Genomic DNA, 16,674 nt, shown 5'->3' on the forward strand with positions numbered 1-16,674 from the left:
GAAGCTTTAGAATAGTTTTAAGCTGAAAAAATTATTTCCTTTTGATGACCTTCTCTGAAGCCTTTACAATAGCAGCAGCATTTAATCCATACTTTTCCATAAGTTGCTCGGGTGTACCACTTTCACCAAAGGTATCCATGGTAGCAACGAATTCCTGCGGGGCAGGGTGATTATGTGTCAGCGTACGGGCAACACTTTCCCCAAGCCCTCCAAGAATATTGTGTTCCTCGGCAGTGACTACACAGCCGGTTTTTCCTACAGAAGCTAAAATTGCAGCTTCATCTAAAGGTTTGATCGTGTGTATGTTGATCACTTCAGCTGAAATTCCTTTCTCTTCAAGTTGTTCAGCGGCTTGTAGTGCTTCCCAAACCAGGTGGCCTGTTGCGATGATTGTCACATCTTTTCCTTCGTTCAGTAAAATAGCTTTTCCTATCTCGAATTTTTGATCTGCAGGAGTGAAATTTGCCACTTTTGGACGCCCAAAGCGTAAATAGACCGGCCCATCATATTCTGCAATAGCAATGGTAGCTGCTTTTGTCTGGTTGTAATCACAAGGATTGATTACAGTCATTCCCGGCAACATTTTCATGAGTCCTATGTCCTCAAGGATCTGGTGAGTCGCACCATCTTCACCAAGAGTAAGGCCTGCGTGAGAGGCGCAAATTTTCACATTCTTTCCTGAATAGGCTATTGATTGTCTTATCTGGTCATAGACCCTTCCGGTTGAGAAGTTGGCAAATGTTCCTGTAAAAGGAATTTTTCCTCCAATGGTCAATCCGGCAGCGATGCCCATCATGTTAGCTTCAGCAATACCAACCTGGAAAAATCTTTCAGGGTTTTCATCGATGAAATCCTGCATTTTTAAAGAGCCAACCAAATCTGCACAAAGAGCAACCACATTAGGATTGGTTCTGCCAAGTTCGGTGAGTCCGGCTCCAAAACCAGAGCGCGTATCGTTTTTACCTGTATCTGTATATTTTTTCATAAGCCTCTCCCGACCCCTCCAAAGGAGGGGAGTTAGGGCGTTTATTTAAGTGTTAATATTTTTCATTTTTTGAGATCAAGCTCCTCTCCTTTGGGGAGGTTGGGTGGGGCTAGTAGTCTCCTAAGGTTTCAGGGTTTTGAGCAAGGGCTTTCTCCAGTTGCTCATCATTTGGAGCAACTCCGTGCCACTTGTGGCTTCCCATCATGAAATCTACGCCGTGCCCCATTTCGGTATTTAGCATAATTGCGACGGGTTTTCCTTTCCCGGTAAGGCTTTTAGCTTTATTAAGGCCTTCGCGTATTTGGTCGATGTCATTTCCTTTTTCAATCTCCAGCACTTCCCAGCCAAAAGCTTTAAATTTTTCGACAAGGTTCCCCATGGGTAAAACATCATCTGTACAACCATCTATTTGCTGATAATTGCGATCTACAGTGGAGATTAAATTGTCTATTTTTTTTGCAGCTGCATACATGATTGCTTCCCAGTTTTGGCCCTCCTGTAACTCGCCATCACCATGAAGGGAGTATACAAGGTGTGAATCGCCATTTAGTTTTTTTGCGTTTGCTGCGCCTAATGCTACAGAAAGTCCCTGGCCTAATGAGCCAGAAGCTATTCTTACCCCTGGCAGGCCTTCGTGGGTTGTGGGGTGCCCCTGAAGACGGGAATCAATTAATCTAAAGGTGTTGAGTTCTTCCACAGGAAAATATCCGCTACGGGCAAGAACACTGTAGAACACCGGGGAGATATGGCCGTTGGAAAGGAAGAACAGGTCTTCATCAATTCCGTCCATATCAAATCCTTCTTTGCGGTGCATTACTTCCTGATAAAGGACGCTTAAAAATTCGGCGCAACCCAAAGAGCCTCCGGGGTGTCCCGAATTTACTTTGTGAACCTGCCTTACAATGTCCCTTCTCACCTGGGTGACAAAATCTTGTAGTTGTTGTGTGTCTGACATCTGGTTTTTATTAAATGTCCTGCAAAAATACTATTTTATCAATGCTTTGGAAATCAACCCGACTCAATTCTTCTAAAAGCTTTGAACAATTGTTTGAATAATTGTTGAGACTTTTAAATCTCTCATATTTCTTCGGAAGTTTGGTCAAAGCTGGCGTAGATTTGCAATCCGTGCCGGGAAGTTCGATCTGTTTTGCCACAGATGTACAGATATTTTTTCATCTATTTTTTCTAAGCCTTTTTTAGATATTTCACAATGCTGGCGCGGATTTATAATCCGTGCCGAAACTAAACCTTTAGCTGGTGCGGATTTGCACCGTTCCGGGAAGACTCTACTGGAGTTTTGCCACAGATACACAGATGTTATTTCATTTATCTTTTCTAAGCCTTTTTCAGATATTTCACAATGCTGGCGCGGATTTGCACCGTGCCGGGGAAGACTCGGTCTTAAATTTTGCCACAGATGCACAGATATTTTTTCATCTATTTTTTCTAAGTCTCTTTCAGCTATTTCCCAAAGCTGGCGCGGATTTGCAATCCGTGCCGAAACCCAGCCCTTCAGCTGGTGCACATTGCAATTGGGCCGGGTTGATTTCCGTAGAACTTTAGAAAATTTCTGCGGGCTATCCTCTAATCCCTGCCAACGAAAAATACCTATCTTTGCGCCCATTAAAATTGTTTATGAAATTTGAATTAGCAGTTACCGATACGGGTAGCAGTGCCCGTGCAGGTGTGATCACTACAGATCACGGAATCATTGAAACTCCCATCTTTATGCCGGTAGGCACAGTGGCTTCTGTAAAGGGTATTAGTCAGAAAGATCTTAAGGAAGAGGTGAATCCCGATATTATCCTGGGAAATACATACCACCTGTACCTGCGCCCACAAACCGAAATTCTGAAAAAAGCCGGTGGGCTCCATAAGTTTATGAACTGGGACAGGAACATTCTTACCGATAGTGGCGGGTACCAGGTATATTCTCTTGCCGACAGAAGGAAGATCAAAGAGGAAGGTGTGCGGTTTAAATCTCATATTGATGGCTCTTACCACAATTTTACTCCCGAAAATGTGATGGAAATTCAGCGCCTTATTGGTGCTGATATTATCATGGCCTTTGATGAATGCACCCCATATCCCTGTGATTATCGCTATGCGAAGAATTCCATGCACCGCACTCATAGGTGGCTGGACAGGTGTATCACTCATTTTGATAAAACGCCACCTTTATACGGTTATGCCCAGGCGCTCTTTCCTATTGTGCAGGGAAGTACTTACAAAGATCTACGGGAAGAGTCGGCGGAGTATATAGCTTCAGCAGGAGCAGAGGGTAATGCCATTGGTGGACTTTCTGTAGGGGAGCCGGCAGAAGAAATGTACGCAATGACCGAGGTGGTCACCAATATACTTCCGAAGGAAAAACCACGCTACCTTATGGGAGTGGGAACTCCAATTAATATTCTTGAAAATATTGCTTTGGGAGTAGACATGTTTGATTGTGTAATGCCTACCCGAAATGCCAGAAATGGAATGCTGTTTACGGCTCATGGCACAATTAATATCAAGAACAAGAAGTGGGAAGATGACTTTAGCCCTATAGATGAATCTGGCGCTACCTACGTTGATACTTTTTATACAAAGGCTTACCTTCGTCACCTCTTTACTGTGAACGAAATGCTTGGCAAGCAAATTGCTACCATGCACAACCTTGGCTTCTATCTGTGGTTGGTTCGCGAGGCAAGAAAACATATCTTAGCCGGGGACTTTGCTTCCTGGAAAAGCAAAATGGTACAGCAAATGGACAAACGTTTATAATTTGAAGATCCTTGATTGGTACATACTAAAGAGATACCTGGGGACATTCGTGTTAATGCTGCTCCTCTTTATTCCTATTGGAATAACGGTAAATCTTGCCGAAAAGATTGATAAGATCCTTCAGAACGAAGTGCCTTTTTGGGAAGTAGTGAACTATTATATTGATTTTACCATCTACTTTGCGAACTTACTTTTTCCTTTGTTTCTGTTCCTCTCGGTGATTTGGTTTACTTCAAAGCTGGCTCAGAACACCGAAATTATCGCATTTTTGAGTAGTGGGGTTTCCTTCTGGCGTTTTCTTCGCCCATATATGATTGGGTCTACAATAGTGTGTGTCGCAGCCCTTGTCTTGGGTATGTATCTTGCTCCCAGTGCAAGTAAAGGTTTTAATGAGTTTAAGTACACTTACCTAAAAAGGGGTAGTGATGTGCAGGAGACCAGTGATGTCTACAGGCAAATTAATGATAATGAATTTATTTATGCTTCTCACTTTCAACCCCGAATTAATTCGGCTCAGAATTTTACCCTGGAGCATTTTGAAGGAAATAAACTTAAATATAAAATAAGTGCGTCAAGGCTAAAATTGAATGAAGAAGATTCTACCTACACCCTTACCAACTACCACAAAAGGATTATTGGTGAAGATGGAGATATATTGATTTCAGAAATTAGTAAAGATACTGTGCTGCCATTTGATTTTGATGAACTTACACCGGTGTCTTATATGGCAGAGACACTTAATTACAATGAACTCGAAGCTTTTATTGAGCAGGAAAAAGGTAGGGGTTCTGGAAATATAAATCGCTATAAAGTGGTGGCTTACAAACGCTGGAGTCTGCCGGTTTCTGCCTATATTCTTACCATAATTGCTGTTGCGGTTTCTTCTATGAAACGCCGCGGCGGAATGGGAGTGAACCTTGCGCTGGGAATTACTTTGGCCTTTATTTTCATTTTTATGGATAAGGTGTTTGGTACCATTGCCGAGCAAAGTACCTTCTCACCGTTGTTGGCTGTATGGTTCCCAAATATGTTCTTCGGAGTTTTAGCTGCTTACCTGCTCTGGAATGCTAAGCGATAAAGTTAAGGCTTACCTGCACTTTCACTTCATTGTGTTTATCTGGGGGTTTACCGCAGTCTTAGGCGCATTGATCACCTTAGATGCCGTACCATTGGTGTGGTACAGGATGTTATTGGCCAGCGGCTTTATCTTTCTTTGGATAAAGTGGAAGAAAAAGAACCTGAAGCTGGCACCGGGAAGAATTAAAGTGATGCTAATTGCCGGCGTGGTAATTGCCGTTCACTGGTTAACCTTCTTTGGGGCCATTAAGGTTTCCAATGTTTCCATTACCCTCGCTCTACTTTCTACAGGGGCTTTTTTCACCTCTATTCTTGAACCAATTTTTTACAAACGTAAAGTTATATGGTATGAGATCCTTTTAGGAATAGTGGTGATTTGTGGGTTGTATATTATTTTCAAGGTAGAGACAGAGTACGTTCTTGGAATCCTGCTTGCGCTACTTTCTGCTTTTCTTTCTTCAGTTTTCTCCCTTATTAACGGCAAATTGGCTAAGCAGGAAGATGCCTCTGTAATTTCATTTTACGAACTGCTTACTGGTGCCGGTGCCATCACCGTTTATCTTCTTTTTCTTTCTTTCTTCGGAAATAGCAGTAGCTCTGGGTTTAGCGCAAATTTCTTTAACGTTTCGGCGGCAGACTGGATTTACCTGTTTATTCTGGCTTCCATCTGCACCGCCTATGCTTTTATAGCTTCTGTAGCCGTTATGCGGCACTTGAGCCCATATACCATAATGCTTACTATAAATTTGGAACCTGTGTACGGAATTCTGCTTGCCTTTTGGGTCTTGGGAAGTGATGAGGCTATGAATCCGGGGTTTTATTATGGTGCAGCAATCATTCTTATTACCGTAATCCTGAATGGCTTTTTGAAGACAAGGAGAAAATTCAAAAAACTGCCGAAAGCTAGCTCTTAAGTTTCTTATATTTGTAAGCTAATTAAAAACAACCCATAGCTCATTATGGAATATTTAGATTTTGAATTACCTATAAAAGAGTTGGAAGAGCAGTACCAGAAAGCTTGTGCCATTGGTAAGGAAAGTGATGTTGATGTTACAGCTACATGTCGTCAAATTGAGAAGAGACTCACTGAAACCAAAAAAGAGATCTATAAGAATCTTACCGCCTGGCAAAGGGTTCAGCTTTCACGCCATCCAAACCGCCCCTATACATTAGATTACATTAACGCTATTTGTGGTGACACTTTTCTGGAACTTCATGGAGATCGAAATGTAAAAGATGATAAAGCCATGATTGGAGGCCTTGGAAAAATTGGCGATCAAAGCTATATGTTTGTGGGGCAGCAAAAGGGATTTAATACAAAAACCCGTCAGTACCGCAATTTTGGAATGGCAAATCCTGAAGGTTATAGAAAAGCGCTCCGTCTAATGAAATCTGCCGAAAAATTTGGGATCCCTGTAGTTACTTTTGTAGATACTCCGGGAGCCTATCCAGGTCTTGAAGCTGAAGAAAGAGGGCAGGGAGAAGCAATCGCCCGAAATATACTTGAAATGACCAGGCTTAAAGTTCCAATTATCGTGGTGATTATTGGTGAAGGAGCCAGTGGTGGCGCTTTAGGTATTGGTGTGGGTGATAAAGTACTCATGCTCGAAAATACCTGGTACTCGGTGATTTCACCCGAATCCTGCTCGTCTATTCTATGGCGAAGCTGGGAGTACAAAGAAAGGGCAGCCGATGCTTTGAAACTTACTGCTAAGGATATGAAAAAGCAAAAGCTCATAGACGAGATCGTAAAAGAGCCAGTTGGTGGTGCACATAGCAACAGGGAAATGACATTTTCTATAGTAAAAGATGCCATTTCTGAAGCTTATGAAGACTTCAAAAACTTATCACCAGATGAACTGGTGAAAAAAAGAATGAACAAGTATTCCCAAATGGGAGTGTTTAAAGGTTAAATCCTTATTACATAAGACAGGAAAAAATCCGGAGAGAAACTCTTCGGATTTTTTTGGCCTTATCAACAAAATTTTTAAGTTATGAACAGTTAAAATGTTCATAACCTGTGAACTAAGTAAAGCCCTTTTCGGCTAAATTCTATACTCTATTTCTCTACTTTCGTAACATGGAAAAAGTCAAAGCCCCTCAAAATTATAATTTTAATCCCGGGAATGTCATCAATCTCGAGAAAGGGAAAATTCCGCCTCAAGCTGTTGATTTAGAAGAAGTTGTGCTTGGAGCCATGATGATTGATAAAAGAGGTGTTGACGAAATTATCGATATTTTACATCCCGATGTTTTCTATAAAAGTGCCCATCAATATATATTCGAAGCCATATTTAAGCTGTTCGAGAATTCTGAACCGGTCGACTTATTAACGGTTTCCAATCAATTGAGGAAAGATCAGAAACTGGAGCAGGTAGGTGGCGACTTTTACCTGGTGCAGCTCACCCAAAAAGTGTCTTCTTCTGCTCACATCGAGTTCCATGCGAGGATCATTCTTCAAAAATATATTCAGCGTAGTTTAATAAAGATTTCCAACGAGATCATCGAAGAATCATACGATGAAACAACCGATGTTTTCGATCTTTTAGACACTGCCGAATCTAAACTTTATGAAGTAACGCAGGGAAACATAAAAAGATCTTCAGAAACTGCACAAGATCTTGTGATGCAGGCAAAGAAAAAGATCCAGGAGATTTCCAACAAATCAGGTCTTTCAGGGATTCCTTCAGGATTTGAAAAGCTCGATAAGCTTACTTCCGGATGGCAACCCAGTGACCTTGTGATTGTGGCTGCCCGTCCTGGTATGGGGAAAACGGCCCTCACACTTTCTATGGCCCGAAATATTTCTGTAGGCCAGAATATTCCGGTAGCCTTCTTTTCCCTGGAGATGTCTTCTGTACAGTTGATCACCCGTTTAATTTCTTCTGAAACCGGTTTGTCTTCAGAAAAACTGCGTACAGGAAATCTTGAAAAACATGAGTGGGAACAGCTTAACGTAAAGGTGAAGGGTCTTGAAAAAGCACCGCTCTTTATTGATGATACACCTTCCCTGTCTATTTTTGACCTTAGGGCAAAGGCGAGGAGGTTGGCTTCTCAACACGGTATTAGGTTGATCGTGATCGATTACCTTCAGCTTATGACTGCCGGTGGTAGCCAAAAAGGAGGGAACCGGGAACAGGAGATCTCGACGATCTCCCGAAACCTTAAGGCCCTGGCTAAAGAATTGAACGTGCCGGTAATTGCGCTCTCGCAGTTATCGCGGGCGGTGGAAACAAGAGGGGGGTCAAAAAGGCCACTTTTGAGTGACCTTCGGGAATCGGGTGCGATTGAACAGGATGCCGATATCGTTTCGTTCATCTACCGGCCAGAATATTATAAAATAGAAGAGTGGGATGATGAAGAGCGTTCTCCAACAGATGGACAGGCAGAATTCATTGTTGCCAAACACAGGAACGGTGGACTTGAGAATATTAGGCTTAAATTTATTGGACATTTAGGTAAATTCGATAACTTAGATGACTTTGATTCCCCTTCTGAGTTCCATTCAAAGATGAATGACAATGATTCTGGAGATTTTGGATTCAATACTAGCCATTTCCCGAGTGCCAATGAAGCCTTCGGAAGCTCGATGAATGATGACTTAAATGATGACGACAGCGACGTACCTTTCTAATAAAATCTCATCTCTCCGGAATTTTTCCGTAGAGCTTTTTACTAAAAACATATCTTTAAAAGCCGGAAATAGTACAACTTTTTCCGGCTTTTGCATACTGTTATTTTTCCTGGTGTTTTCTGCTTCAGCTTTTGCATCGCAGATCCTTATCCCTATGGATGCCGAAAGTCAGCGTAACCATCTCAAGGCTTATGGCATCACTTACTGGATGCTCGACAAAGATGTAAAAGTGCAGTGGCTGCTCAATTATAGGGGCGGTTCCTTTTTAATGCCCGATTCCGAAGAACTCCGCAGAGAATGTAAGATCCGTGGTGTTTCTTATGAGGTGATTAGTGATCAAAAAACTTCAGATATTCTTGAAGAAATCTCGAACCCATCTAAAAATATGCAGGCTGTATTACTTGAAAAAGCCCCTAAAATTGCAGTGTATTCTCCACAGGGAAATAAGCCTTGGGATGATGCTGTAACTATGGTGCTCACCTATGCCGAAATTCCTTATGAAACCATTTATGATGAGGAAGTTCTTAATGATGCCCTACTGTTGTTTGACTGGCTGCACCTGCACCACGAAGATTTTACGGGCCAATACGGAAAATTTTATCGCAGTTACCGCACTGCTCCCTGGTATATTGAAGACAAGAAACAGGCCGAAGCTTTGGCTGCCAGGTTGGGATATGAGAAAGTTGCTGAAGAAAAACTTGCAGTTGCACTGAAAATTAGGGACTATGTGGTTGGAGGCGGTTTCATGTTCGCCATGTGCAGTGCCACCGATAGTTTTGATATTGCGCTTTCGGCAGAAGGGGTAGATATTGCAGAACCTATGTTTGACGGTGATCCCAGCGATGCCAATTATCAGAAAGAGCTGAATTTTGAGAAGAGTTTTGCCTTTGAGAATTTTATCCTGGAAAGAAACCCAATGGTGTATGAGTTTTCCTCAATTGATATGACGGGGAAACGGCAGGTGCCTATGGATGTAGATTACTTTAGCTTGATGGAATACTCGGCAAAATGGGATCCAGTACCAACTATGTTAACCCAAAACCACACCATGCTCGTCAAAGGATTTATGGGCCAAACCACAGCTTACGATCCTGCTACCATCAAGCCCACTGTGCTGGTAATGGGGCAGAGCAAGATCAATGGGGAAGCAAAATATATCCACGGAATAAAAGGTAATGGCTTTTTTACCTTTTATGGAGGTCATGATCCCGAGGATTACCAACACATGGTAGGAGATCCAAAAACCGAACTGGAACTACATCCCACTTCCCCCGGATATCGTCTTATTCTCAACAACGTGCTTTTTCCTGCCGCCAAAAAACAAAAACAAAAAACCTGAGAAGACCCTTTCTAACCAACTATGGAAAAAACCAATAACTACAACAAGAAGATCACCAAAACGATTTTTATAGCCTTGCTGATGCTTTCAGCGCTTGCGCTGCTTATTTTTCACGCCAATTTCTTTCTCTTGGTCTTTGCCGGTATCTTCTTTTCTACTTTGCTAAATTTCTCTTCCAACTGGATAGTGAGCAAATCTAAAATGCCCTATTGGCTGGCGTTATTGCTGGTGCTTCTGTCCATGACGGGAATCCTGGTGTTGATCATTGTACTCATAGGCCCTTCTATGGTACAACAGGTGAAGGAAATGACAAACACTTTACCGCAATCTCTTAACAATTTGAGAGAGGAGATAAGGCAGACTTCCGTTGGGCGTAGTTTATTTGAAGAATTACCTTCAGATCTTGGTGCTTTAATTGAAAATCGGGAAAAAGTAGTGTCGAGAATTGTGGGGTCTTTTTCAACCACTATCGGGGCGATTGCGAACTTTTTTATCATCATCGTAACCGGAATCTTTCTGGCTTCCAGTCCAAAGATTTACACCCACGGATTTATAAGGTTATTTCCAATAAATTTCCGTCCGCGTTTAATTGAGGTGATGGATAAAACTCAGCGTTCTCTCAGCCTTTGGATGATGGCCAAGCTCATTTCTATGCTGGTAGTTGGAGTATTTACAGCTATAGGCCTGGAAATTCTTGGCATGCCCATGCCTTACGCCCTCGCGTTAATAGCTGCATTATTCTCCTTCATTCCCAATATCGGTCCCTATCTCGCCCTTGCGCCGGCAGTATTGATCGCACTCATGCAGGGAGGTAATATGTATATTTATGTGCTCATACTTTACTTTGGTATTCAAATAGTAGAAAGCTACTTAATTACGCCAATGATCGAAAAAAAGATGATGCACCTGCCTCCCGCACTTACACTTTTCTGGATGGTACTTTTAGGGTTGATAACCGGAATTTTAGGGCTTATCATGGCCACGCCCATCCTTGCCGCACTTATAGTAATTATAGAAGAATTATATGTGAAAGACCATCTGGAGGCTTCCGGTAACCCCGAAAATGAGGTTGATAAAAAGCCGGTAGCGGTTGAAGCAGATCACGACGACTCCGATTCAAAATAATATTTTCTTATGAAAATTGATGCGCACCAGCATTTCTGGCAGTATGATGCTGAAAAATATTCATGGATTTCTGATGAAATGGCCGTGATCAGAAAAGATTTTTCTCCGGAAGATCTTGAGCCTTTGCTGTCAAAAAGGGGATTTTCGGGATGTGTTGCTGTACAGGCCGATCAATCTGAAGCAGAGACAGAGGTTCTGCTGAAAATGGCAAAAAAGCACGACTTTATTAAAGGAGTGGTTGGCTGGGTAGATTTAGGTTCCCCTGAAGTTGAAGAACGCCTGAAGCACTATTCAAAAAACACATTTTTGAAAGGTATACGTCACACCGTCTGGGACGAAAAAGGGGAATTTATGATGTCTTCTGAATTTCAGCACGGAATATCATTTTTGGCAAATCTCGGTCTCACTTATGATATTCTTGTTTTCGATTATCAGCTTGGCGGTGCTGTAGAACTTGTAAAAGCCTTTCCCCGGCAAAAATTTGTCCTTGATCACATGGGAAAACCCCAGATTTCAGGAAAACCCGATAAGCAGTGGGTAGAGCAGATTCAGCAACTGGCGTCTTTTCCCAATGTGTGGTGCAAAATTTCAGGCTTGGTAACCGAAACTCCCGACTTCAGCTGGAAAACTCCCGATTTCTTCCCAATTCTCGAGGTGGTCATCGATGCTTTTGGTGTAGATCGCTTAATCTTTGGATCTGACTGGCCGGTTTGTTTGTCTGCAGCAAGTTATTCAGAAGTTAACGGGATTATAGAAAAATTCTTCAGCAGTTATTCAAAAGAAGACAAAGAAAAGATCTTCGGAAAAAATGCTGCTGAATTTTATAACTTATAAGAGTAAAAACTAAGGTGTCAAAAATGGCAAGATTGGATTACATTTTTCAGAAGAAAATAAAACTTAAAGCCAAACCCAGAGGTTTCCACCTGGTAACCGATGAGGTGCTTCAGCAGATCCCTGAACTCAGGGAAATTTCTGTAGGATTTTTGCAAGTCTTTATTCAGCACACTTCCGCCGGAATCACCATCAACGAAAATGCCGATCCTACCGTAAGAGATGATTTTGAGAGCCATTTTAATAAGATGGTACCCGAAGATCAACCTTACTACAAACACACTTTTGAGGGCAGTGACGATATGCCGGCGCACATAAAAGCAGCCTTATTGGGAACATCTCTTCAGATCCCCATTACAAATGGCCGACTAAACCTGGGTACCTGGCAGGGAATTTACCTGGGTGAACATCGCGACCACGGCGGTAGTAGAAAATTGGTACTTACTATTTTTGGTGAGAAAAAATAGACCACGAATACATGAATTATTTCAAGATTGGTAACTGCCTCTATCCATATCTTCTTAACAAATAATCAGTTGGGTCATGGTGCAATGCGCAGAAAAGATTAGACCTACAAGGTTTTAAAAACCCTGCAGGTCAGAGAAAAATTCAGTGGGGGAATGTATCTTAAATTATTCGTGTATTTGTGGCAAAAAGATAAGAGAAATGCTTCAGCATAAAAAAATCCCGCTCTTTCGAACGGGATTTTATAAGTGAGATAACAGTTTAATTTATTTTACTTTTTTGACGATAGCTTCAAACGCATCAGGGTGGTTCATCGCTAGATCGGCAAGAACCTTACGGTTCAATTCGATTCCTGCGGCTTTAACTTTCCCCATGAATTGTGAATAAGACATTCCGTGCATACGGGCACCTGCATTGATACGGATGATCCAAAGTGAACGGAAGTTTCTCTTCTTGGTTTTACGGTCTCTGTAAGCATATAACATTGCTTTATCAACCGCGTTTTTCGCTACTGTCCAAACGTTCTTACGACGTCCAAAGTAACCTTTTGCTTGCTTAAGAACCTTTTTTCTTCTGGCTCTCTTCGCAACTGAATTTACTGATCTTGGCATATTTTAAAATTTTTTTGTAGCAGGCGGCCGGTAACCGGCACTTTTAATTAAAAGAGATCTCAGATCTCATATCTAAAATCTCACGTCTAATTGGCCTGACTCCAGGGTTATTAAATTTGGTAAACCATCAAAGGTTCAATTACAACAAACGTAATTGAAGTTTGATATTTTTTTCGTCTGCTTCATGTACCAAAGTACTGTGAGTCAGCGCTAGCTTTTGTTTTTTAGTCTTCTTGGTTAAGATGTGACTTTTAAACGCATGCTTTCTTTTGATCTTTCCGGTACCGGTAAGCTTGAAACGCTTCTTGGCACTGGATTTTGTTTTCATCTTAGGCATTCTGTCCTTCTTTTTAATTATCTCACTTATTATTGTAACTCATGCAATCCATTAGAATGGCAGGAGATTATTTAGATTTTGTCTTCTTGGGGGAGAGGAACATAGTCATTCTTTTCCCTTCAAGTTTAGGCATTTGCTCTACCTTTCCAAGTTCTTCAAGATCGGTAGCAAGGCGCAGTAAAAGGATCTCTCCCTGTTCTTTAAATACAATAGAACGCCCTTTAAAGAATACGAAAGCTTTTAATTTGGCTCCGTCTTTAAGGAATTTTTCTGCATTCCTTTTCTTAAACTCATAGTCGTGATCGTCTGTATTAGGACCAAAACGTATCTCTTTAACAACCACCTGGGTTGCTTTGGCCTTTAATGCCTTGTCACGCTTTTTCTGTTCATAGAGAAACTTTTTATAGTCCATTACTTTAGCAACGGGAGGATTGGCGTTGGGGGAGATCTCCACCAGGTCCAGCTCCTGTTCTTCGGCAATGGCTAATGCTTTACGGGTTGGGTAAACACCCATTTCCACGTTATCGCCTACAAGGCGAACTTCCTCCGCACGTATCTTTCCGTTAATGCGATGCGGATCTTCTTTGATTTCTCTAAGAGGTCTTTTGGTTCTTTTTCTACGTATTGCTATGGCTCAAAAATTTTAATTAAACTTCGAATGTTTTTAAAGTACTATTTACTTCTTCTTTTATTAGTTGGGCAAATTCTTCGACAGTCATGCTGCCAAGATCGCCTTCCCCGTGTTTACGTACAGAAACTGTTCCATTCTCTGCTTCCTGTTCTCCAACAATCAGCATATACGGAATCTTGCTTACTTCTGCTCCCCGGATTTTCTTACCAATGGTCTCATTCCGGTTGTCTACAAGGGCGCGAATTTCGTGATTTTCCAGCGAATTTAAAACTTTTTGGCTGTATTTTTCGTATTTCTCACTGAGGGAGAGAATAATAGCCTGTTCTGGCATCAGCCAAAGTGGGAAATTTCCTCCTGTATTCTCCAGCAGTACAGCTACAAAGCGTTCCATACTACCAAAAGGAGCACGGTGAATCATCACCGGGCGGTGCATTTCATTGTCACTTCCTTTATAGGTAAGGTCAAAACGTTCCGGTAAATTATAATCCACCTGGATGGTTCCCAGCTGCCACTGTCTGCCAAGGGCATCTTTCACCATGAAATCCAGTTTGGGTCCGTAAAAAGCAGCTTCACCGGTTTCTACGATATAGTTAAGACCTTTCTCCTTTGCGGCATTGATTATGGCATTTTCAGCTTTATCCCAGTTTTCGTCAGATCCTATGTACTTCTCTTTATTCTCAGGATCTCTTAAAGAAACCTGAGCTGTAAAATCTTCAAATCCGAGGGAGCTGAATACATATAAAGTAAGATCGATTACCTTTTTGAATTCAGAATCTAATTGATCTGGAGTACAAAAAATGTGGGCGTCATCCTGAGTGAATCCGCGTACGCGGGTAAGTCCGTGTAATTCGCCACTCTGCTCGTAACGATAAACAGTTCCGAATTCAGCAAAACGCTTCGGAAGATCCTTGTAGCTCCAATGCCCGTGATTGTAGATCTCGCAGTGGTGCGGGCAGTTCATAGGTTTTAGCAAAAATTCCTCTCCTTCATTCGGAGTTTTTATTGGCTGAAAGCTGTCTTCTCCATATTTAGCATAGTGGCCAGAGGTAACATAAAGTTCCTTTTGTCCAATATGTGGAGTCACAACCATTTCATAACCCGCCTTTTTCTGAGCTTTTTTCAGGAAGTTCTCAAGTCGCTCTCTCAAGGCAGCACCTTTTGGTAGCCATAATGGCAGTCCCTGCCCAACTTTTTGTGAAAAAGTAAAAAGTTCCAGTTCACGACCTAGCTTCCGGTGATCCCTTTTCTTGGCCTCCTCAAGCATTTCAAGATATTCCTTGAGGTCCTTTTGCTTCGGAAATGAAATTCCGTAAACCCTTGTCAACTGCGGATTCTTTTCATTACCTCTCCAGTAAGCACCGGCAATACTCATCAGTTTCACTGCTTTTATCACACCGGTGTTGGGAAGGTGGCCGCCGCGACAAAGATCTGTAAAGGTATCATGATCGCAGAAGGTAATCGTTCCGTCTTCAAGGTTTTCAATAAGTTCAACCTTGAATGGGTTATTTTCTTTTTTATAGAAATCAAGAGCTTCCTGCTTGGAAACCTCTCTCATCTGGAAGTCGTGTTTTCCTCTGGAAATTTCCAGCATGCGGTCTTCAATCTTTTTGAAGTCATTTTCAGAGATCTTATTGTCTCCAAAATCCACGTCATAATAGAAGCCGTTCTCAATAGCCGGTCCTATAGTCAGTTTAGCGCCTGGGTAAAGATCCTGGATTGCCTGGGCCATCACGTGAGAAGAAGAGTGCCAAAAAGCCTTTTTCCCCTCAGGATCGTTCCAGGTATATAAAGTAAGGCTGCCGTCGGTATTTAAAGGAGTGGATGTTTCTACCACTGTATTGTTGAACTTTGCCGAAATCACATTACGGGCCAGGCCTTCACTAATGCTTTTTGCTACCTCCATTGGAGTAGTGCCGTTCTCAAACTCTTTAATACTGCCATCGGGCAACGTAATCTTTATCATAAAACTCGAATTAGGTCTGCAAATATAACAGGTTCATAGGTGCTTTACAATACTAATATATATAATATGTATGTGGAGGTTTTGGGCGTTCCCCTCCTTCGCTACCGCTCATGCGGGTCGGGCTATCCGCTTCAATCTTTTTGCTCATACTTCACAAAAAGGATTTCCGCTGCTATCCCTAACGCGGGTAAACGTCTTCGATTTATAATTATGTATGGTTTTCTATTTTGCGTTTTCAATTCATGTTATATTAAATCGGATTGGATTGTTTGTTTTGATTCCTATTAATGTGATTCGATGGATATTTCGTTTATCAGCTATAAACATTTGACCCCTTCGGGGTCACCCCCTGCCGAAGTTGAATACGAAATGTTGGATCCTTTGGATCCGGATGGTTAGACCCTATCGGGTCTTATATATGTAACGTAACAGGTCACGAACCGAAGAGCCCAATGGTTCTCATTCTTTAATAACAGGAACACGTCCCAAACCACGACCCCGATGGGCCTCATTTCTTTAATATTGGGAACAGGTAACGAAACCAGACCCCAAAGGGGTCTTATGTTTTTAACCTGAATACCGTGATGATCCCGACCCCCACGGAGTCGCACCTTTGTGAACGCCACTTCTCAAAAGTGCCATTTTCGGCACCTCTTTTCTCATGAGGTATGTTTCAGGATCCGAAGGAGCCATATAATTATAGGACTTTTACAAAATTGCACCTCCTGCTGGTAATTGCTCTACATACTATATATAATACACCTCACGAATATACAATCCCGAAGGGATTGGATGACTATAACAGGAGTGGAGGGAACTGTGACCCCTAAGGGCTCAATCTCAAAAAAGAGGATGATGTGGTGCTCTTCAGAAAAATTACAGAAGAAGTGGCTGCTCTCGTGAAGAAATA

At 41.9% G+C, this 16,674-nt stretch carries 16 protein-coding genes; 9 read left to right on the plus strand and 7 right to left on the minus strand.

Features of this window, described 5'->3' with window-relative positions:
- Positions 1–31 precede the first annotated feature (31 nt).
- The 3 genes from OQ279_RS11035 to OQ279_RS11045 form a co-directional block, all read right to left on the minus strand.
- On the minus strand, positions 32–985 hold the full coding sequence (locus OQ279_RS11035; RefSeq protein WP_266069978.1) for a transketolase family protein: 954 nt from the start codon (positions 983–985) through the stop codon (positions 32–34).
- 109 nt (positions 986–1,094) lie between these two features.
- Positions 1,095–1,940, minus strand: coding sequence for a transketolase (locus tag OQ279_RS11040; protein ID WP_266069979.1), 846 nt, complete (start codon positions 1,938–1,940; stop codon positions 1,095–1,097).
- Between the two features lie 144 nt (positions 1,941–2,084).
- Positions 2,085–2,609: a hypothetical protein gene (locus tag OQ279_RS11045; protein WP_266069980.1), complete on the minus strand. Its 525-nt coding sequence runs from the start codon at positions 2,607–2,609 to the stop codon at positions 2,085–2,087.
- An 11-nt stretch (positions 2,610–2,620) separates the two neighbouring features.
- Here OQ279_RS11045 and tgt point away from each other — a divergent pair, with 11 nt between their 5' ends.
- The 9 genes from tgt (at position 2,621) to OQ279_RS11090 (ending at position 12,224) form a co-directional block, all read left to right on the plus strand.
- Positions 2,621–3,751 carry a tRNA guanosine(34) transglycosylase Tgt gene (tgt, locus tag OQ279_RS11050; protein ID WP_266069981.1) on the plus strand — a complete coding sequence of 377 codons (1,131 nt, stop codon included), beginning with the start codon at positions 2,621–2,623 and terminating at the stop codon, positions 3,749–3,751.
- Position 3,752: 1 nt separating this feature from the next.
- Positions 3,753–4,829 (plus strand): LptF/LptG family permease, encoded by a 1,077-nt coding sequence (locus tag OQ279_RS11055; RefSeq protein ID WP_266069982.1) that lies wholly within the window; start codon positions 3,753–3,755, stop codon positions 4,827–4,829.
- On the plus strand, positions 4,816–5,742 hold the full coding sequence (locus tag OQ279_RS11060) for a DMT family transporter (protein ID WP_266069983.1): 927 nt from the start codon (positions 4,816–4,818) through the stop codon (positions 5,740–5,742). Before OQ279_RS11055 ends, OQ279_RS11060 begins: the two co-directional genes overlap by 14 nt.
- Before the next feature lie 45 nt (positions 5,743–5,787).
- Positions 5,788–6,741, plus strand: a complete 954-nt coding sequence (locus OQ279_RS11065; protein WP_266069984.1) for an acetyl-CoA carboxylase carboxyltransferase subunit alpha — start codon at positions 5,788–5,790, stop codon at positions 6,739–6,741.
- 167 nt (positions 6,742–6,908) lie between these two features.
- Positions 6,909–8,462 carry a replicative DNA helicase gene (gene dnaB / locus OQ279_RS11070; protein WP_266069985.1) on the plus strand — a complete coding sequence of 518 codons (1,554 nt, stop codon included), beginning with the start codon at positions 6,909–6,911 and terminating at the stop codon, positions 8,460–8,462.
- Between the two features lie 154 nt (positions 8,463–8,616).
- The gene (locus OQ279_RS11075) at positions 8,617–9,801 is read left to right on the plus strand and encodes an asparagine synthetase B (RefSeq protein ID WP_266069992.1); all 1,185 of its coding nucleotides are present in this window, start codon (positions 8,617–8,619) and stop codon (positions 9,799–9,801) included.
- A 21-nt stretch (positions 9,802–9,822) separates the two neighbouring features.
- Positions 9,823–10,926 (plus strand): AI-2E family transporter, encoded by a 1,104-nt coding sequence (locus tag OQ279_RS11080; protein WP_266069986.1) that lies wholly within the window; start codon positions 9,823–9,825, stop codon positions 10,924–10,926.
- Positions 10,927–10,935: 9 nt separating this feature from the next.
- The gene (locus tag OQ279_RS11085) at positions 10,936–11,760 is read left to right on the plus strand and encodes an amidohydrolase family protein (protein WP_266069987.1); all 825 of its coding nucleotides are present in this window, start codon (positions 10,936–10,938) and stop codon (positions 11,758–11,760) included.
- A gap of 23 nt (positions 11,761–11,783) precedes the next feature.
- Positions 11,784–12,224, plus strand: a complete 441-nt coding sequence (locus OQ279_RS11090) for a secondary thiamine-phosphate synthase enzyme YjbQ (protein ID WP_266069988.1) — start codon at positions 11,784–11,786, stop codon at positions 12,222–12,224.
- A 264-nt stretch (positions 12,225–12,488) separates the two neighbouring features.
- On the opposite strand, the gene rplT is transcribed toward OQ279_RS11090, so the two are convergent.
- The 4 genes from rplT to thrS form a co-directional block, all read right to left on the minus strand.
- Complete coding sequence (rplT, locus tag OQ279_RS11095) at positions 12,489–12,833, minus strand: 50S ribosomal protein L20 (RefSeq protein ID WP_266069989.1); 345 nt, start codon at positions 12,831–12,833, stop codon at positions 12,489–12,491.
- A 139-nt stretch (positions 12,834–12,972) separates the two neighbouring features.
- On the minus strand, positions 12,973–13,170 hold the full coding sequence (rpmI, locus tag OQ279_RS11100) for a 50S ribosomal protein L35 (RefSeq protein WP_029033297.1): 198 nt from the start codon (positions 13,168–13,170) through the stop codon (positions 12,973–12,975).
- Positions 13,171–13,237: 67 nt separating this feature from the next.
- The gene (infC, locus tag OQ279_RS11105; protein WP_262504842.1) at positions 13,238–13,759 is read right to left on the minus strand and encodes a translation initiation factor IF-3; all 522 of its coding nucleotides are present in this window, start codon (positions 13,757–13,759) and stop codon (positions 13,238–13,240) included.
- Positions 13,760–13,817: 58 nt separating this feature from the next.
- Positions 13,818–15,764 (minus strand): threonine--tRNA ligase, encoded by a 1,947-nt coding sequence (thrS, locus tag OQ279_RS11110; protein WP_266069990.1) that lies wholly within the window; start codon positions 15,762–15,764, stop codon positions 13,818–13,820.
- Between the last annotated feature and the right edge of the window lie 910 nt (positions 15,765–16,674).

The organism is Salinimicrobium profundisediminis (assembly GCF_026241755.1).
GTDB lineage: Bacteria > Bacteroidota > Bacteroidia > Flavobacteriales > Flavobacteriaceae > Salinimicrobium > Salinimicrobium profundisediminis.